Raw genomic sequence first — 18,744 nt, 5'->3', positions numbered from 1 at the left:
GTGTGGGAAACTATAGTTAAGATATCGCAGCCGTTAGTTCCCATATAACGAATGGAGGTATTCATAAAAGTAATGCAAGAATTTGATATATTTATATCTAAGCTGGCAAATCAGCAGATGGTCCGCGTACTCCGCAGAGGATTACTATACTTAATGCCGTTTGTTTTAATCGGTTCCATTGTGCTTGCGCTGCTAAATTTGCCCATACCGGCGTACCAGTCATTTATGTCTTATATTTTTGGAGAAGGCTGGTTGGAAATTGGTTTGCTCATATATGAAGGTACACTCCAAATTATGGCGATTATTACGTTGATTACTGTAAGCCATGCGATTGCGAGCGAAAAAGAGCTCATTAAGTCCGGGGAGGTCAGTACAACTGTCTTACAGGCAGTAGCAATGATCGTTTTCATTATATGGATGAAGACTTCAGATGGTATTGTTATAAGCACAGAAAATGCCGGCTCTTCAGGGATGTTCGGAGCCATTATCATATCATTTCTTGCATGTGGTTTGTATTGTTTCTTCTATAAAATACAGGATTGCATCCGGCATAAAAATCTTATCAGTTATCATGGCAGCCCCCTGACACGGGAAGCCTTTCGGACGGTAGTGCCTGCTTTGCTCACTGTATTCACCTTTAGTATGGGAAAATTGATACTTGATTTAATAGGATTTGGCAATTACCAGTTTTTACATAAGATCCATGATATGTGGTTATCGGGACAAAATTTCTATTCAGCAGTAATTATTATTCTCATCACTCACATCTTATGGTTTTTCGGTATCCATGGAGGAAATGTCATTATGGATGCCATGCCTGTTGCTGCTTCGTCAGTATCGTCAGCAATGGATGCGGTCATTTTTAACAAAGAATTTTTTGACACCTATGTTTATTTAGGAGGTGCAGGAGCAACCTTTGGACTGCTGATTGCCTTGCTCCTAGTTGGAAAAAACAGCAGCGAAACCCGGTTGGCAAAGATTTCGGTACTGCCCGGTATATTTAATATCAATGAAGTCATGATATTTGGTTTGCCCATAATATTCAATCCGTATTTTTTTGCTCCATTTGTGTTAGCACCTGTTTTTTTATGCCTTAACGCCTGGATATACGTGAGCGTGGGCTGGGTTCCTCCGGTTACGCAGGCGGTAAAATGGACTACTCCCATTTTCTTATCCGGTTATCTCAGTACGGGATCCTTTGTCGGAGCCGTGATGCAAGCTGTTAATCTGGTGTTGGCTGTGCTGATTTATATTCCCTTCATCAGGCTGCAGGAAAAGCACCAGCAGTGCGCACGCATTGAAGTGTTTAAAGGACTGGCTGATGAAATTCAATATATTCAGGAACGGCAGACTAAAACTATCCTCAACCGTCACGATGAAACAGGCTCTCTTGCCCGTGCTTTGGCGGAAGAGATCAGGGAAGGCTTTAAGAGCCAGGCACAAACCCTTCATATGGAATATCAGCCGAAAGTAAACTATAAAGGCCAGGTCGTGGGAGCAGAAGCTCTTCTGCGATGGAATCATCCCGTATTTGGTTATGTATCCCCTATTGTTATATTAAATATATGTGATGAGGCCAATTTGACGAATGAACTGGGTCAATGGATTATGAACCGGTCATTCAGCGATATGAAATGCTGGCATGAACAGGGGTTTAAGGTACCCCTTTCCGTAAATCTTAGTCCGCGGCAGCTGAAAGAGGATGGATCCTTGGTTCGATCTGTGCAGGATTGCATCAATCAGTTGGGCATCGAGCCTCAGTATATGGAGCTGGAGCTTACCGAAAACGCTACAATTGATGCGACTGACGCGATATGCAATAAATTAGGGCAGATTACGGCCATGGGACTTAATCTTTCTATTGACGATTTTGGCATGGGTCACAGTTCGCTACTCTATATATGTGATTTTTACGCGAATGTCATAAAATTAGATGCATCCCTGGTAGGATTGGTAACCAGCGACGAACAGCGCCGGCAGATTATAAAATCAATTCTTACTCTTTGCGAACAGCTGCATGTCAAGGCTGTGGCGGAAGGTGTGGAAACCAGGGAACAGGTCGAAATGCTTCATGAACTTGGCTGTGAGTGTTATCAGGGCTTTTATTACAGCAGGTCTTTGAATTATCATAGTTTTCTGGAATATATAAGCCGGCATGGTACGGCGGAGGAGGAGAAACAAAAAGTTAAGGCCGGGGAGTGTTAGGAAGGTGAGCCTTTGGGAACGGATAATCACTTAACTGAAATCAATTATAAAAGCCTGCAGGTATTATCTCACAATTGTGATAATACCTGCAGGCTTTTGCATGGATCATGGTAAAAAGTTCTTATAATAACTCACCATACCTTCTAATAAAAATCTTCTTGAACACCGTAGCGAGCACCATATATAGGAAAATGGTCAGCGCCAGCCATGCGAAATATACAGGCGGCAGGGCGGCCAGGCCGATGGATGCTCCAAGTTTGGTAAATGGAATGATGGTCAGGGCTGCAATGCCTGTGAAGGTGAGCAGTGTCACCGACAGGGAAGCATGGCTCTGGATAAAAGGAATCTTAGGCGTTCTAATCATATGAATGACAAGCGTCTGGCTCCACATGGATTCTACAAACCAGCCGGCCTGAAACAGTGCGATAAAGTATACCTGCATAGCCGGGTCAGTAAGCTGATGGAACATAAGTCCGCCGGTCATGGCCGGGCAGATGATGAAATACATCAGCAGGTAGGTGGTGATGTCAAACACCGAGCTGGTAGGTCCGATCCATATCATGAATTTTCCGATGGAGGAAGCGTCCCATTTCCTCGGTACAGCAAGGTACTCTTTATCTACATTATCCCACGGAATTGCTGTACAGCTTAAATCGTAAATCAGATTCAACAGAATCAGATGGATGGGCAGCATGGGAATGAAAGGCAGGAAAGCACTGGCTGCAAGTACTGAGAACATATTGCCGAAGTTGGAGCTTGCTGTCATCTTGATATATTTGATCATGTTGGCGTAAGTCTTGCGGCCCTCGATAATGCCTTTTTCTAGTACCATTAAGTCTTTTTCCAGAAGAATAACATCAGCAGACTCTTTGGCAATGTCTACCGCTGTGTCAACGGAAATGCCCACGTCGGAAGCCTTCATAGCTGCCGCGTCGTTGATGCCGTCACCCATATAGCCTACACTGTGTCCGTTATTCCGTAAGATTGTAATAACACGGGCTTTCTGCTGCGGAGACAGCTTGGCAAAAACGCTGACTCTTTCGGCGGCGCTGCCAAGTTCTTCATCGGACATGTTGTCAAGATCAGAGCCCAATAGGATGCGGTCCACGGAGAGGCCTACCTGCCGGCAAACGCAGCGGGTCACCTTGTCGTTATCGCCGGTCAGAATTTTCACGTCTACGCCATGCTCTTTTAAGGCGGCGAGTGCTTCCGCCGTGGATTCCTTTGGCGGGTCAAGGAAAGCAAGATATCCCATCAGCACCATATCCGATTCGTCGGCCACGGAAAACGTGCCTACGGGAGAGGGATTGGTCTTTTGCGCAACGGCGATAACCCGCATTCCATCCTCATTTAAATCATTTACCTTTTTAAGGATATATGTCTTGATGTCGTCGGTCAGCGGCATCACCTTTCCCTCATACTCGGCATAACTGCAAACCGACAGCATTTCCTCCACCGCGCCCTTGGTGATCATCTGTGTCTTGCCGTTTTTCACCACTACGCTCATGCGGCGGCGCTCAAAGTCGAAGGGGATTTCATCAACCTTGGTAAACTGATCGGTAAGGCCGCGAAGTTCCGCTACCGTTTTCTGCTCTTCCAGGGTGCGCTCAATGACGGCGACATCCATGAGATTTTTCAGTCCTGTCTGGTAGTAGCTGTTTAAAAAGGCATGGCGCAATACGCGGGCATCTTCCTCCCCGTGGATATTCAAGTGGTATTGCAGTGCCACTTTATCCTGGGTCAGGGTTCCGGTCTTGTCAGTACAAAGAATGTCGATGGAGCCAAGATTCTGGATCGAATTTAAGTTCTTGATGATTGTCTTTTCCTTTGACATAGCCACTGCGCCTTTGGCAAGGCAGGTGGTAACAATCATCGGCAGCATCTCCGGCGTCAGGCCTACCGCTATTGACAGGGCAAACAGGGTTGCCTGCATCCAGTCACCTTTGGTGAAACCGTTGATGAACAACACGATGGGCACCATGACCAGCATGAAGCGGATGAGCAGCCATGATACAGAGTTAACGCCTTTTTCAAAGTTGGTCTGCACAGGTTTATCACTGACATTCTTTGCCATATCTCCGAATATCGTGTCATCACCCGTTGCAACAACCACACCTGCCGCGCTACCGCTGATGACGTTTGTTCCCATAAAGGCCAGGTTCGGATACTCTGCCAATGTATCGTGTTCCACACTCACGGCCCCTGGAATTTTTTCTACTGCCGCACTTTCGCCAGTCAGTGCCGACTGGCTGACAAACAAATCTTTGGCCTGGATAATCCGCATGTCGGCGGGAATCATGTCTCCCGCAGCCAGGTGGACAATATCGCCCACAACGACTTCTTCCAGCGGTATTTCCGCGTTGCCAGTCTCCAACCTCCGGACGTTTGTGGTCGTCTTGATCATTTTTAAAAGTTTATCAGCGGCGTTGCCGCTTCTTGTTTCCTGCACGAAGCGCAGAATCCCGGAAATCAGCACCATTGTCATGATAATCACAACAGTCAGCGGATCTGCTTCTCCCGGATCTGCGAGAATGATGTCGGTGAATGCTGACACCGCCGTCAGCCCGATGAGGATGGCGGTAAAAGGATTGATGAACGCCTCGGCGATGCGCTTGGGCAGGGATACTTTTTTTCCGTGGGTAACTTTATTGTCGCCGAACTGTTCACGGGAAGCATCCACAAGATCCTCACTGAGTCCTTCCGGAGTCGTGTTGAGATTGTTAAACAGTACATCCGTTTTAGCAGCGGCGGCAGATTTTAACCTGGTCGCGATCTCGTCGCGGCGTACCATGTCCTGGGTTACTTTTAACGTTTCTAAATTGTTTTTTACTTTTTGCATTGGTCTGCACCTCCATTTTAGTTTTTGTAAGATGTGAGGAAGCACAGCCCATACACTGATGAGCCTCGTCTATATTCAGGCCGCCGAAATGGAAAAAGGGTTCCATTCCGGCTCAGGCCTTCGGTTTCGCCCGTCAGGATCAGGGCCGCATTTACTTCCGGTTTCCATTTCGTTCACCTCGCTTGTTTTAGTAGTATTTATATAAACCCCATTAGGGAGAGTTTTTTTGTTAAAAAAGGGCATAAAAAAACCATCGTCTGTTTTTTCAAACCTAACGATGGACAACACGCAAAGCAGCAATAGGAGTTGTGGCCTATAAAAGCCTTTGCCTAAAGCACTGGTTTTGGGCATGAGCACACAAAAAAAGCGCACTTATGTCACAAGCGGTATCATCCTGTCCATCGTATATACGCTTACTACTTCCGTCGTCCATGTCCTCACCTCCAAATATAAAAATCCCCTGCCGTCATATTAAAACGACGACAGAGGATAACATCCCTATAAAAACGCCTGACTGTAGTATGTAAAGCGTTTCCCGCCATCGTTCAAGCTTTAGCTTCGCAGGGCAATGTAATTGCATTATTCCATGCCTTGTTTTCGACATGGACTGTTCACCTTCTCATAGTGTTTCCACTATTTTGCGGCAGCAACCCGTATCCCTGCGGTAGCCTCACCTACCGAAACGGTCAAATTATTCATTAACCTGTTCTAGTATATGTCCCCGGTATCAATTTGTCAACCATTTCTTTACAATCCATATAAATTCAATTGAGTACAAGAAAAATTAGTTTGAGAACAATATAATTCCGGAAAAATATAATATTTAATATTCTTATCTAGAAACGTTTATAATTAGGAAATTCAGGCTTTGGAGGAAATCCTGATCCGACAGATGAATAAGCAGTGAAAGGGAATTCGCCGCTATATTTCTATACCGATGTATGGTATACTTTATTAAATCGGAATTTGAAGTACAGACCATTTATAAAATATGGCGGATCGGAGAGCAAAATGGAAATTTTAGTTTTGGGCGGGACAAAATACTTTGGCATACATATGGTTGAAGAACTCATCAAAAAAGGACATAATGTTACGATTGCAACAAGGGGAATGACAAAAGATACTTACGGGAACAGCGTACGAAGATTAGTTGTTGAACGCAGCTCTGCCAAAAATATGGAGGAAGTATTTAGCAACAAGACGTTTGATGTGGTATGCGACAATATTGCCTATTGTCCCAATGACGTAAAATATGCGCTGGACTCTATAAAATGCAAGCGCTATGTAATGACCTCCTCCATGTCTGTATATGATGATCTCCATGTCAACACAATGGAAAGCGACTTCAATCCTCATGAAAAGCCGTTAAAATGGTGCAATAGAACGGATTATCCATATGGTGAGGTGAAAAGGCTCGCAGAGTGCGCTTTATTTCAAGCTTATCCATCACAAAACAGCGCAGCCGTCAGATTTCCTTTTGTCATTGGTACCGATGACTATACAAAACGATTGTATTTCTATATCGAACATGTTGTTAAGGGGATTCCCATGTTTATTGACAATATTGACGCACAGATGGAATTTGTCAGTTCAAATGAAGCGGGCCGGTTTCTGGCTTTCCTGGCGGAGCAAGAATGTACAGGCCCAGTCAACGGCAGCAGTACGGGAACAATATCTCTCCGAGAGATAATTGCATATGTTGAAGGAAAGACCGGCAGACGAGCTGCTTTATCGAAAGCGGGAGATAACGGTCCTTACAACGGTGCACCGGATTACAGCTTAAATACCAGACTCGCATCAGAATGGGAATTCGATTTTTCTCCGTTAAAATCGTGGATTTATGATTTGATTGACAAATATATTGAGGAAGCAATGGCATAGATAATGAGCAAGGTGGGAACTTAAACTGCGGATTATTAATAAACGGAATGTCAGAGAGTAAGCAGAGTTGGATAAAATGAAAATGGAGGTCTTATGAATAAGCGAGAGCGAATTGAAACAGTCTTTTTATATGGTGTTTTCATTTGTTATATACTTTTGTTAATTAAAATACTGTTCCTATCAAGAGTTTCGCTTTTGGAGTTATTTCATAGTCAAAGGACTATAGGCAGGTCAATTAACCTCATTCCTTTTCATAGTATAATGGAATATATATCTGGTGGTTCTGAGAATCTAAAAAGATTTGCTTTTGGTAATGTGGTTGGCAATGTAGCTATTTTTGTTCCCTTTGGTATATATTTACCATTATTTAAAAATGATAAAAGAGTAATGAACAATTTGCTGTTTATATTTTTAGTGAGTTTATTGGTTGAGATCATTCAGGGGCTTTTTGGCATCGGAGCATCAGACATTGACGATGTAATTCTAAACTGTCTGGGTGGCTGGATAGGTATTTTAGGCTATAAGTTTTCAATACTCCTAGTACGAGATGAGAAAAAAGTACGTACTACAATCACAATACTATCTACGATTATAGGATTACCTGTTATATTATTTTTTTTATTTGTAATTAAAATGAGATTCTGAATAAAGCATAATACAAGCGGTTAAATTCCTAATTTCATAACAGTCTGGAATGACGGGTTATAAGTCTGAAAGCTTGCAAATACTAAAAAGATTAGCATTTGTAAGCTTTACTTATTATAAATATAGTACCATAAAATTTTTTTTTGCCATTGCTTACGTATTATTCTTGAGGTATATTTTCTCTCCAGAAATGAACAGGCTTCCAACCCAGGATCTTTTTTGCTTTTTCATTGGAATATAAGGTCTGATATTCATCAATTGGAGTACGAATGTCAGTCACGTTTGGATATTCAGCTTTCATCAGATCACAGCTTTTGATGTCCATACAGTTATCATCAGCGGCAAGATTCATTACGATAGAACCGAGTCCATCTTTTTCGATAGCAAGGCGGCATGCCACAGCGATGTCACGAGCGTCAATATAATTCCACATAAGTTGTTTGCGTTTCTCAGAATTATGTATAAAACCGGAGAAGTTCAAATATTTCTCTTTGCTTATAATATTGCCGATTCGAAACGAGATAATCTGCATTCCGCAGCGGCGGTTAATCGCGTCAGCAATTGTTTCTCCAACTATTTTTCCAAGGCCATAGCTGTCTTCAGGAAGTGCAGGGTGTTCTTCATCTACGGGAACATAAACAGGTGTCAAACCCTGGCGGGAGTTGCAGATCCCATAAGTACATTCGCTGGAGGCAATAACAGCTTTTGTGATTCCTAATCCTGCCGCCGCTTCGAGAATATTATAAGTGGCCATTACATTATTTTGAAATGTTACCTCATTGGGGAAAATGTATGCTGTAGGGATTGCAGCAAGGTGGATCACAGCATATGCGCCATCTAAGATTCCATAACATTCGCCCAGGTTGGTTAAGTCAGCCGTCATATGACGTGTCAAAGTCTCGGCCGGCTTTACTTTGTCTACACTCAGAACCTCATATCCCTGCTCTAAAAAATGCTTAACTACGTAGGGGCCAAGAAGGCCCGCGGTTCCGGTTATCACTATTTTTTTCATATATAAATCCTCTTTCTATAAGTGATTAAAATATGTTACTAAGCTTATTACTTTTCCGTTTTTATTTGTTATCGATTGTATCCAAAGCGTGTACCCGCCAGGGAATGCCATACAGCATCACAAGCCTGCAGCACGTCATCATGAAGCGCGGCTCCCTCCAGTGAAGTTATATTCTGTTCTAACTGTGAGAGCTTGCTGACACCGCTGATCACGCTGGTGACTTTGGCGCGGTTTGCACACCATTTCATGGAAAGTTCTAGTATACTCATACCATTCTCTGAAGCGATTTCTGTCAGCTTTTCAACAGCTGCAAAATTCTCATCTGACCAGTAGCGTTTATAATAGGCTTCACTGTTTGCGAAACGGGTATTTTCTGCCGGGGCGCCTGGCTTATGTTTTCCGGCCAGAAGTCCGCCTGCGATAGGGTTGTATACTGCCATTCCAAGTTCATGCGCCTGCAAAAATGGAATGAGCTCCGTCTCTACGCCGCGCGTAATGAGGTTGTATACGTTCTGCGTGATGACCGGTGCGATGTATCCCCGTTTATCGCAGATAGCCAGCATATCGGCGATCTGCCAGGCGGCAAAATTACTTACACCGATATAGCGGACCTTTCCAGCCTTAACAAGACCAGTCATTGTCTCCAGAGTTTCCTCAATCTTTGTTTCGTAATCTGGGGCGTGCATATAATAGAGGTCAATATAATCCGTATTCAGGCGCTTTAAGCTGGCATCCACAGCGGAGACAATATTCCGGCGCGAAAGGCCCCTGTCATTCGGGTTTTCGCCCATCTGGCCGTTGACTTTCGTGGCGAGAATGATTTTATCGCGCCGTCCTCTTAAGGCCTTGCCGACGATGCGTTCGCTTTCGCCCTGATTGTACACATTGGCAGTGTCCCAAAAGTTTACACCTTGACCGCAGGCAAAATCCATGATGGCGAGACTGTCAGCTTCGCTGGTCTGAGCGCCGAACATCATTGTGCCAAGGCTTAGTAATGAAACTTTAATACTTGTTCCGGGCAAATTGTTATATTGCATATAGATTCCTCCTTTCGGATATGAGGGGCCGCTATCATAAAGCAACTCCTAATCAGGCTGCTCTGCTGGATTTAAGCTGTACACTACACCGCCTTAAGCAAACAGCATAGGCAGGCTGCCATAGTCATCATGTTTCCCGTTTCCTCTAAAGTATTTTGATATGCTCATTGGTAATGCTTGTGATAATTATAAACCTTAATGTTAACTTTAAGTCAATCGTTGTTTGTTTAGAAAGCTGTTAAATGTTAAAGTGAATTCGTGATTCACCTATTAAATTCGTGTTAGAGGATTTTAGTCTTACACGATATATGGTATGGTAAAGATGGTGGATTCCTCCGATAAAGGAGGTCTATTATGCCCAAGAAAAAAGTATATGACCAGAAGCATCTTTCTACCAGTCAACGTATCCATATCGAAAAGGGCTTGAATGAGGGACTTTCCTTCGCTGCCATTGCAAGGAAGCTGGATAAACATCCAAGCACCATCACAAAAGAAGTGAAGAAATACCGCACTTTTCAGCCTTATGACGCTGATCCCCAAAAGCCGTCCCGGTGTGCTCTGTTCAAAGAATGTACCATGCGGTTCCTCTGTGATGAAAAGGATTGTGTGAAAATGTGCAAATCCTGTTTTGATGTAAAACTGCAGGTTGTTAAATGTTCTTATCTTTGTCCTGAATACAAAGAACCACAATGTCCTTCCGTCCGAAAAGCTCCTTATGTCTGCAATAGCTGCCCTAAAAGCAAACGGTGTAATAAGCATAAAGCATTCTATATCGCCCAAAATGCGGATAAGTCATATCAGGAACTGCTTGTATCCTGCCGTTTAGGCATCAACCAAAATCCTGCCGATATCGCAATGCTGGATGATTTAATTTCACCTTTGTTAAAGCAGGGTCAATCCTTGGCCCATATCTATGCCTTTCATGGGCATGAGATTCCCTGTAGTCGTAAAACTCTTTACAGTTACATTGAGCAGGGTGTATTTACCGCCAGGAATATAGATCTAAGGCGTAAAGTGCGTTATAAATGTAAACCAAGGAAAACAGGTACAAGGATAAGCCTTGCTGCTAAGGAATTTCGTATTGGCAGAACCTATGAAGATTTTCAGAAATACATACAGGAAAATCCTATGATTCCGATTGTGGAAATGGACACAGTGGAAGGTGGACGAGATAACAGCAAACAGGCCTTTATGACGATGTTCTTTCGGAACTGCTCTCTTATGCTGATTTTTGTTTTGGAAGAAAAGACCCAGGATCATGTCATTGGAGTATTTGATCAGTTGACGAAAAAGCTTGGTATAGAAACCTTTCGGGAACTGTTTCCGGTTATTCTTACCGACAATGGAACTGAATTCCAGTTCCCTTCCCGTCTGGAGTGTGATAGAAATGGCCAAATCCGCACAAAGATTTTTTACTGTAATCCGAACAGTTCCTGGCAGAAAGGCATGATAGAAAAGAATCATGAATATATACGTTATGTGATTCCCAAAGGCGAAAGTCTGGATCCATACACACAGGCTGATGCCATAAAACTAATGAACCACATCAATAGCGAAGCGAGGGACAGCCTGAACAGTTGCACTCCGTTCAGGCTGTCCCAGCTTCTTTTGAATAACAAGCTCCATAAACTCCTTAAGCTCAGGGAAATCCCTGCAGATGAGGTCTCACTGAAGCCTTCCTTATTCAAAAAATAAACCTATATACAAGACGGAATCCACTGCCGAATTTAATCCTGCACGAAAAAGGTATGTGGAATTTAGTCTTGCACGCTAAGCCAGATGCCTGTTTACCATGCTTGCACTCATGGAAACAGACCTCTATAAATGCATTATAACGCTATTTAAGTAACCCGTAAACTGGTAAAACATGATTTCAGTCCTGCAAAATCAAGGGAGTAGAAAAATCACGAATTTACCTTCTCACTTAACGGTTTGTTTAGAAAGCCGTAAAATGAGAAGATTATGAGAAGGCTATGAAAAGAATGAAAGGACTAAAAAGTAAATTGACCCTAATATCTTGTCCACATTGCGCTGTCGATAATAGGGAACAGGATTAAGCTCTGTCCCCGCCGTCGTTCTGTCTTTTTGAAACTTATCATTCAATCAAAGGGAATGGCTGGTCGTTAAGGCGCCGCCATAAGCAGTTTGACACTAAGATGCGTTTGCAGCGGCTGCCAGTAATGAGTCCCTGGGAATTTAAAAAGGAGAAGATATTTCAACAAGTAATTTAAATTAAGTATCATAATAAGAAATTTCAAGGGTAAAAACAATAGATGTGCTTTCGGAAGCTTCAGCGAGTCAAAAGTATACTGGTTTGAACAAAGTGAAGGCCAGCATCTAAAAATGCTGGCCTGACTATAAAGGCTTATTACCATTCGTTTTACCAACCGTTTATGGGTGATGGAGACTTTTACTATTATTAAATAAGGGTATATTCCTTCCGTTTGACTTTTTTACTGAATAAACAGGCCTCCTGAATAGAAGAAAGGCAAGCTTTGCGCCTGAGTGCCACCGATGGTTATAAATCCCAGACTGTACTGCTGGGGTAATGGGACCATTAATAATTAAGCATACCTAATAATCTTTATCAAAGGCTTACATTCGTGAAGATTTGGTATATCCAAATGGTGACTCTAGCGCTGCCATTGGAAGCGAAAAGGTCTATTTCGTGCAAGGACCATAAGCCGGTAACAGGATTCTGCTGCCGCAGCCAGGTTCTATGCATTTCCCTGGACGAATTGAACACGATGGTATCAATATCTAAGCTAGCTGAAAGCGTAAAATTATCTCTGGTAAACGCATCAACTCCAGTTGTGTCAAATTGGCTGGAACGTTTCAAATCTATTAGTACAGGTACAGTGGCTGGCATTAAAAATAACGTCAACTGCGTGGCAGTGCTAAATTGTAAATGATAAATGACATTCTCCACCGGCACATCAATAAAGCTTCCGGAAGCGGAGAGATTGGCATTAAAAAACGCGGTTGGAATGGCGCCGCTGGCGCCGGTTGGCCCAGTAGGTCCAGTCGGTCCTGTAGATCCAGTCGGTCCTGTAGGTCCAACAGGTCCCTCAATTCCTTGTGGTCCCTGAGGTCCTTCTGATCCCTGAGGCCCAGTCGGTCCAGTAGAGCCAGTAGGCCCAGTAGGTCCAGTGGGTCCAACAGATCCTTCAATTCCTTGTGGTCCCTGAGGTCCTTGAGGTCCAGTCGGTCCAGTCGGTCCCTGGGCACCAGTAGTACCGGTAGAGCCAGTCGGTCCAGTCGGTCCTTGGGCACCAGTCGGTCCGGTAGGTCCAACAGGTCCTTCGATACCTTGTGGTCCCAGAGGTCCCTGAGGTCCAGTAGGTCCGGTAGGTCCCTGGGCACCAGTAGCGCCGGTAGAGCCAGTAGGTCCAGTAGGTCCTTGGGCCCCTGTAGCACCAGTAGGTCCGGTAGGTCCAACAGGTCCTTCAATACCTTGTGGTCCCTGAGGCCCTTGTGGTCCAGTAGGGCCAGTCGGTCCCTGGGCACCAGTAGCGCCGGTAGAGCCAGTAGGCCCGGTAGGTCCTTGAGCCCCTGTAGCACCAGTAGGTCCAGTAGGTCCAACAGGTCCTTCAATACCTTGTGGCCCCAGAGGTCCCTGAGGTCCGGTAGGTCCGGTAGGTCCCTGGGCACCAGTAGCGCCAGTAGGTCCAGTAGGCCCGGTAGGTCCTTGGGCCCCTGTAGCACCAGTAGGTCCGGTAGGTCCAACAGGTCCTTCAATACCTTGTGGTCCCTGAGGTCCCTGTGGTCCAGTAGGTCCAGTAGGTCCCTGGGCACCAGTAGCGCCGGTAGAGCCAGTAGGCCCGGTAGGTCCTTGGGCACCGGTAGCACCAGTCGGTCCAGTAGGTCCAACAGGTCCTTCAATACCTTGTGGTCCCTGAGGTCCCTGAGGTCCAGTAGGTCCCTGGGCACCAGTAGCGCCAGTAGGGCCAGTCGGTCCGGTAGGTCCGGTTGCACCAGTAGGTCCAGTAGGTCCCTGGGTACCAGTAGCACCAGTAGGTCCAGTCGGTCCCTGGGTACCAGTAGCACCAGTAGGTCCAGTAGGTCCTTGGGTACCAGTAGCACCAGTAGGTCCAGTAGGTCCTTGGGCACCAGTAGCACCAGTAGGTCCGGTAGGTCCTACAGGTCCTTCAATACCTTGTGGTCCTTGTGGTCCCTGTGGTCCAGTCGGTCCAGTCGGTCCCTGGGCACCAGTAGCGCCGGTAGAGCCAGTAGGCCCAGTAGGCCCGGTAGGTCCGGTAGATCCAATAGGTCCAGTAGGTCCAACAGATCCTTCAATACCTTGTGGTCCCTGAGGCCCCTGAGGTCCAGTCGGTCCTTGGACACCAGTAGGTCCAGTCGGACCCTGAGTGCCGGTAGCCCCGGTCGGTCCGGTCGGTCCCTGAGCGCCGGTAGCGCCAGTAGGTCCAGTAGGTCCCTGAGGTCCAGTCGCGCCAGTAGGTCCAGTAGGTCCCTGGGCGCCAGTAGCTCCGGTCGGTCCAGTAGGTCCCTGAGCGCCAGTAGCCCCGGTCGGTCCAGTAGGTCCCTGAGGTCCAGTAGGTCCAGTAGGTCCCTGGGTGCCAGTAGCCCCTGTCGGTCCAGTAGGTCCCTGGGCGCCAGTAGCCCCGGTCGGTCCAGTAGGTCCCTGAGCGCCAGTAGCCCCGGTCGGTCCAGTAGGTCCCTGGGCACCGGTAGCCCCAGTAGGTCCAGTAGGTCCCTGGGCACCGGTAGCGCCAGTCGGTCCAGTAGGTCCCTGAGGTCCAGTAGGTCCAGTCGGTCCTTGGGCGCCAGTAGTGCCGGTCGGTCCAGTAGGTCCCTGAGGTCCAGTAGGTCCCTGGGCGCCAGTAGCCCCGGTAGGTCCGGTAGGTCCCTGAGCGCCAGTAGCCCCGGTAGGTCCAGTAGGTCCCTGGGCGCCAGTAGCCCCGGTAGGTCCAGTAGGTCCCTGAGCGCCGGTAGCCCCGGTCGGTCCAGTAGGTCCCTGAGGTCCAGTAGGTCCAGTCGGTCCCTGGGCACCGGTAGCGCCAGTCGGTCCAGTTGGTCCCTGGGCGCCAGTAGCCCCGGTCGGTCCAATAGGTCCCTGAGCGCCAGTAGCCCCGGTCGGTCCGGTCGGTCCAGTCGGTCCCTGGGCACCGGTAGCGCCAGTCGGTCCAGTCGGTCCTTGAGGTCCAGTCGGTCCAGTAGCCCCGGTCGGTCCAGTCGGTCCCTGGGCGCCAGTAGCCCCGGTCGGTCCAGTCGGCCCCTGAGCGCCGGTCGGTCCAGTAGGTCCAGTCGGTCCCTGTAAGCCTCTAGGTCCAGTCGGTCCCTGTAAGCCTCTAGGTCCAGTCGGTCCGGTAGGCCCAGTCGGTCCAGTCGGTCCAGTCGGGCCCTGGCGGCATTTAGGTCTGCAACAACAGCATCTATCAAAACAACAAAAATCGTCGCTATTTCTACAGTTATTCATTATAACTCCCTTCTGTTAAGGTGTGATTTGCGAGTACTTTCTTAAACCTTCTTTAACAAGGCTAAAATCATAATATAAAGGGTTTTTCACCGCTTTATAATGTATCATATGAGTTGAAAGACAAGTTTGTCAGACTATAAGTTAAAGACCTTCCATCATAAACTCAGGAGTAAATCCAGCTAAAGGACAAGGTTTTATGACTTCTGTTAATTAAGTAGACCAACATTGATTAAGTCGGGAATATATGAAGAATACGTTTTTAGCATCATTTTTTTGCTAAATGTTTGATAATCTTAGTAGACTAATTGGTTGGAATCAATTTTTTCTATGAAATGCGGGAAGAAGTGCTTCACGAGATTTGATATGACTGATCTGGAGCATTGCAGATAAGAGCCATTCCACAGTGGCAAATAGTAAAGGGCGCATTTCAACCGCCCATGCCTATGTGACAGATGGGATAAAGATGGCGATTCGCCGCGGAATCACCTCCATCGAGCACGGCATGATGATGGCTGATGAGTGCATTGAAATGTTGGTGAAGCATGGTTTTATCTGGTACCAACGATTATTGCAGCAACCAAAATCATCGAGATGGGATCAGCTGGCGGATTGACTAAGGAGAAATGGAAAAAGCCATGATGTGCGTAGTGCGTCATGGAGAGAATTGAAAAAGTGCCGGAAGGCAGGTGTGAAGATTGCTGTTGGCACGGATGACGGAACCTATAACAATAGTCATAGAAAGAGGTGGAAGAATTTGCGCAGAAATATGGGGATTTCAACGCTAAGGAACGACTGTTGTCCGCAACGATAACTCCTGCAAAGATGATGGGCTTTTCAGGAAAGGCAGGCTGCATAAAGCCGGGATCCTTTGCGGATGTAGTTGCTGCAGAAGTAAGCCCATGGTATGATATTACAAGCATGGAGAAGATTTCATTTGTTATAAAAGAGGGAAATGTATGTAAATTTGAGCCGTAAGAGAAGATTCAATAATGGTTTCATTTGCCGGTTATCTGACTCCATGTATGGTGACCCTATCAACTGCAAGGTACAATCTTTATAAGAGGAATATTCGCATGAATTTAAAAGAATTCTTTGAAACGATTTTAATAAGTTTTAACATGGGTAAAATGATTTCGGAACCTGAAAAGGTTACAGGTGGTCTTACACATAAGATGTACAAAATTAGCACTGATAAGGGAAACTATATCATCAATTTATTAAATCCTAACATTATGAGCAGAGCTACCGCTATGAATAACTATAATCAAGCGGATATTATTGAAGAAAAATTAAAACAAAATAATATTCCGGCAATATACTCTTTGATTTATAACAAAAAGAAAATGCAGGAATTAAACGGACAATATTTTTATGTATATAATTGGTATGATGGAAAATCATTAAAAAATAATGAGATAAAAGAAATTAATTGTAATAAAATAGGAGAAGCTTTATCCAATATCCACAATATCGATTTAAAGAATAATGAATTTATAAGGAATGAAATTCATGTGGAGTGGATTTTAATAAATATATTGAGTCAGCAAAGAAAGTAAATTCACCAATCTATGTTTTGCTGCAAGATAAAGTTGAAATTTTAAATGAAAGTATGAATTGTGGTAATAAGGCAATAAAAAGTATGCCTAAGGTATTAAGTATCTGTCACAATGATATGGATAGTAAAAATGTATTATGGATAAAAGACGATTATAAAATAATTGATTTAGAGTGCCTGGGATATTCTAATCCATATTTAGAATTGTTTGAGCTTGCATTATGCTGGTCTGGTTATGAAAAATGTAATATCCATTACGATTTGTTTAATTCCTTTTTCAATTCTTATTTTAGGAATACAACACTAGATACCAATATTGATTGGGAAACTGTTTATTATTGTAATTTTGGAAGACTTGAATGGTTAGAATTTAATATAAAAAGGGCATTAATGATTGAATGCGACACAAAAGAAGAACAGGACTTAGGAATAAATGAAGTAAAAGAGACTATAGAACATGTTGTTTATTATGCAAAGGTAAGAGATGAAATTCTAAACAATATTAACCAGTATAAAAGTAAAAACATAAAAAGCAGATAGACTTACATCGAAAAAGCAAGGATATGGAATCCTTGCTTTTTCAATAGGAAGTTATCTTCCTAATTAATGGTAGATTTTCTTCTCTTCATAAATAGGTTCACAGGTCAGATTTACACCCAATTTCTTAAACACCTTAACATCCACATCGGAAAGCAGTACCGAAGTATGGGCGTCACACCCCTTTAATTTCGGAAGCTGTTCCAGGGCAATCTGAGCATTGGGATCGGTTGCAGCACTGGCGGACAACGCAATTAGAACCTCATCCGTATGGAGTCTGGGATTTTTGCTGCCCAGATAGTTGATCTTTAATTTCTGAATCGGTTCAATGGCAGATGGAGAAATCAGATGGATGTCATGAGGAATATCTCCTAAAACCTTGACTGTATTTAATAGGAGAGCAGCAGATGCACCTAATAAGTTGGTCGTTTTTCCTGTGACAATGGTTCCGTCCTCTAATTCAAGGGCAGCAGCCGGAGAGCCTTTTACTTCGGCCAGCTTGTTGGCGGCATTCACAACCTTTCTCATGTCAGCAGTTATTTTTGCCTGCTTCATGAGAAGCTCGATTTTATAGACCTCATCTTTGGAACCCATATCCCTTGCCAGACGGGAAAGGGCCTGGTAATAACGCCTGATGATTTCCTGCAAGGAAGCTTCCCTGCATACTTCATCATCCACCATGCAGAAGCCGACCATATTTACACCCATGTCAGTGGGGGATTTATAAGGGCATTCTCCGTAGATTCCCTCAAAGATAGCACTTAATACCGGAAAGATCTCTACATCACGGTTGTAATTAACGGTGGTCTTTCCATAGGCCTCCAGATGAAAAGGATCGATCATATTTACATCGTTTAAGTCTGCGGTAGCGGCCTCGTAGGCTAAGTTTACCGGATGCTTTAAGGAGATATTCCAGATGGGGAATGTCTCAAATTTCGCATACCCTGCCTTGATCCCCCGCTTGTTCTCGTGGTAAAGCTGGGATAAGCAGGTTGCCATCTTTCCGCTTCCAGGTCCTGGTGCAGTAATAATAACAAGGGGCTTTGTTGTTTCTATATAATCATTCCTGCCATATCCTTCGTCGCTGACAATAAGAGAAACATTGCTTGGATAACCGTCAATGATATAGTGGCGGTATACTTTAATTCCCATTTTCTCCAACTTACTTTTAAATAGGTCAGCGGCCTTCTGGCCGGAATACTGTGTGATAACAACGCTTCCCACATAAAGCCCTTTATCCGTAAAGGACTGGATCAGTCGTAAGACATCCACATCATAAGTGATGCCCAGATCATGGCGGATTTTATTCTTCTCAATATCCGCAGCGTTGATAGCGATCACGATTTCTGCCTGGTCTGACAGCTGCATCAGCATGCGGAGCTTGCTGTCAGGTTCAAACCCTGGGAGCACCCTGGAAGCGTGATAATCATCAAACAGCTTGCCGCCGAATTCCAGATAAAGCTTGTCGCCAAACTGGCTGATCCGTTCCCTGATGTGTTCTGACTGCATGGTTAAATACTTATTGTTATCAAATCCGAATTTCATTTGTCCCTCCATGATGTGTGCTTACAGTTCAGTCATGCAGAAACAATTGTG

The 18,744-nt window shown here is 44.8% G+C and carries 13 protein-coding genes and 1 riboswitch; of the genes, 8 read left to right on the top strand and 5 right to left on the bottom strand.

Annotated features, from left to right (window positions below; genetic code table 11):
* The first annotated feature begins 72 nt into the window (after positions 1-72).
* Positions 73-2,205: an EAL domain-containing protein gene (locus tag BMW45_RS00305; RefSeq protein WP_166433252.1), complete on the top strand. Its 2,133-nt coding sequence runs from the start codon at positions 73-75 to the stop codon at positions 2,203-2,205.
* 121 nt (positions 2,206-2,326) lie between these two features.
* On the opposite strand, the gene mgtA is transcribed toward BMW45_RS00305, so the two are convergent.
* On the bottom strand, positions 2,327-5,044 hold the full coding sequence (gene mgtA / locus BMW45_RS00300; RefSeq protein WP_092240049.1) for a magnesium-translocating P-type ATPase: 2,718 nt from the start codon (positions 5,042-5,044) through the stop codon (positions 2,327-2,329).
* 530 nt (positions 5,045-5,574) lie between these two features.
* Positions 5,575-5,733: riboswitch (M-box (ykoK) riboswitch) on the bottom strand.
* A 322-nt stretch (positions 5,734-6,055) separates the two neighbouring features.
* On the opposite strand from mgtA, the gene BMW45_RS00295 reads away from it, so the two are divergent.
* A complete protein-coding gene (locus tag BMW45_RS00295) occupies positions 6,056-6,925 on the top strand; it encodes an NAD-dependent epimerase/dehydratase family protein (RefSeq protein ID WP_092240048.1) in 870 nt (289 codons plus the stop codon).
* Between the two features lie 93 nt (positions 6,926-7,018).
* On the top strand, positions 7,019-7,570 hold the full coding sequence (locus BMW45_RS00290) for a VanZ family protein (RefSeq protein ID WP_092240047.1): 552 nt from the start codon (positions 7,019-7,021) through the stop codon (positions 7,568-7,570).
* Positions 7,571-7,730: 160 nt separating this feature from the next.
* On the opposite strand, the gene BMW45_RS00285 is transcribed toward BMW45_RS00290, so the two are convergent.
* Both BMW45_RS00285 and BMW45_RS00280 read right to left on the bottom strand, forming a co-directional pair.
* Complete coding sequence (locus BMW45_RS00285) at positions 7,731-8,582, bottom strand: NAD-dependent epimerase/dehydratase family protein (protein ID WP_092240046.1); 852 nt, start codon at positions 8,580-8,582, stop codon at positions 7,731-7,733.
* 68 nt (positions 8,583-8,650) lie between these two features.
* Positions 8,651-9,604, bottom strand: a complete 954-nt coding sequence (locus BMW45_RS00280; protein WP_242882844.1) for an aldo/keto reductase — start codon at positions 9,602-9,604, stop codon at positions 8,651-8,653.
* A gap of 369 nt (positions 9,605-9,973) precedes the next feature.
* Here BMW45_RS00280 and BMW45_RS00275 point away from each other — a divergent pair, with 369 nt between their 5' ends.
* Positions 9,974-11,314: an IS30 family transposase gene (locus BMW45_RS00275; protein ID WP_092240044.1), complete on the top strand. Its 1,341-nt coding sequence runs from the start codon at positions 9,974-9,976 to the stop codon at positions 11,312-11,314.
* 892 nt (positions 11,315-12,206) lie between these two features.
* Here the strand turns inward: BMW45_RS00275 and BMW45_RS00270 are convergent.
* Complete coding sequence (locus tag BMW45_RS00270; protein WP_092240043.1) at positions 12,207-15,056, bottom strand: collagen-like domain-containing protein; 2,850 nt, start codon at positions 15,054-15,056, stop codon at positions 12,207-12,209.
* A 403-nt stretch (positions 15,057-15,459) separates the two neighbouring features.
* Between BMW45_RS00270 and BMW45_RS00265 the strand changes: the two genes are divergently transcribed.
* The 4 genes from BMW45_RS00265 (at position 15,460) to BMW45_RS00250 (ending at position 17,151) form a co-directional block, all read left to right on the top strand.
* Positions 15,460-15,669 carry a hypothetical protein gene (locus BMW45_RS00265; RefSeq protein ID WP_092240042.1) on the top strand — a complete coding sequence of 70 codons (210 nt, stop codon included), beginning with the start codon at positions 15,460-15,462 and terminating at the stop codon, positions 15,667-15,669.
* A 131-nt stretch (positions 15,670-15,800) separates the two neighbouring features.
* Complete coding sequence (locus BMW45_RS00260) at positions 15,801-16,031, top strand: amidohydrolase family protein (protein ID WP_143056999.1); 231 nt, start codon at positions 15,801-15,803, stop codon at positions 16,029-16,031.
* 98 nt (positions 16,032-16,129) lie between these two features.
* Complete coding sequence (locus BMW45_RS00255) at positions 16,130-16,612, top strand: hypothetical protein (protein ID WP_092240040.1); 483 nt, start codon at positions 16,130-16,132, stop codon at positions 16,610-16,612.
* Entirely contained in the window at positions 16,573-17,151 is a 579-nt protein-coding gene (locus BMW45_RS00250; protein WP_092240039.1) for a phosphotransferase, read from the top strand. Before BMW45_RS00255 ends, BMW45_RS00250 begins: the two co-directional genes overlap by 40 nt.
* A gap of 63 nt (positions 17,152-17,214) precedes the next feature.
* Here BMW45_RS00250 and BMW45_RS00245 read toward each other — a convergent pair whose 3' ends face one another.
* Complete coding sequence (locus tag BMW45_RS00245) at positions 17,215-18,693, bottom strand: DUF1846 domain-containing protein (protein ID WP_092240038.1); 1,479 nt, start codon at positions 18,691-18,693, stop codon at positions 17,215-17,217.
* Positions 18,694-18,744 lie beyond the last annotated feature (51 nt).

It is taken from the genome of Lacrimispora sphenoides (genome assembly GCF_900105215.1).
Taxonomy (GTDB): Bacteria; Bacillota; Clostridia; order Lachnospirales; family Lachnospiraceae; genus Lacrimispora; species Lacrimispora sphenoides_A.
The sequence above is the reverse complement of the archived record's forward strand: the minus strand, read 5'-3'. Positions and strand labels throughout refer to the sequence as shown.

Coding starts and splice junctions, on each gene's coding strand:
- BMW45_RS00305 (WP_166433252.1), top strand. CDS start 73: ATGCAAGAATTTGATATATTTATATCTAAGCTGGCAAATCAGCAGATG.
- mgtA (WP_092240049.1), bottom strand. CDS start 5,044: ATGCAAAAAGTAAAAAACAATTTAGAAACGTTAAAAGTAACCCAGGAC.
- BMW45_RS00295 (WP_092240048.1), top strand. CDS start 6,056: ATGGAAATTTTAGTTTTGGGCGGGACAAAATACTTTGGCATACATATG.
- BMW45_RS00290 (WP_092240047.1), top strand. CDS start 7,019: ATGAATAAGCGAGAGCGAATTGAAACAGTCTTTTTATATGGTGTTTTC.
- BMW45_RS00285 (WP_092240046.1), bottom strand. CDS start 8,582: ATGAAAAAAATAGTGATAACCGGAACCGCGGGCCTTCTTGGCCCCTAC.
- BMW45_RS00275 (WP_092240044.1), top strand. CDS start 9,974: ATGCCCAAGAAAAAAGTATATGACCAGAAGCATCTTTCTACCAGTCAA.
- BMW45_RS00270 (WP_092240043.1), bottom strand. CDS start 15,056: ATGAATAACTGTAGAAATAGCGACGATTTTTGTTGTTTTGATAGATGC.
- BMW45_RS00255 (WP_092240040.1), top strand. CDS start 16,130: ATGAATTTAAAAGAATTCTTTGAAACGATTTTAATAAGTTTTAACATG.
- BMW45_RS00245 (WP_092240038.1), bottom strand. CDS start 18,693: ATGAAATTCGGATTTGATAACAATAAGTATTTAACCATGCAGTCAGAA.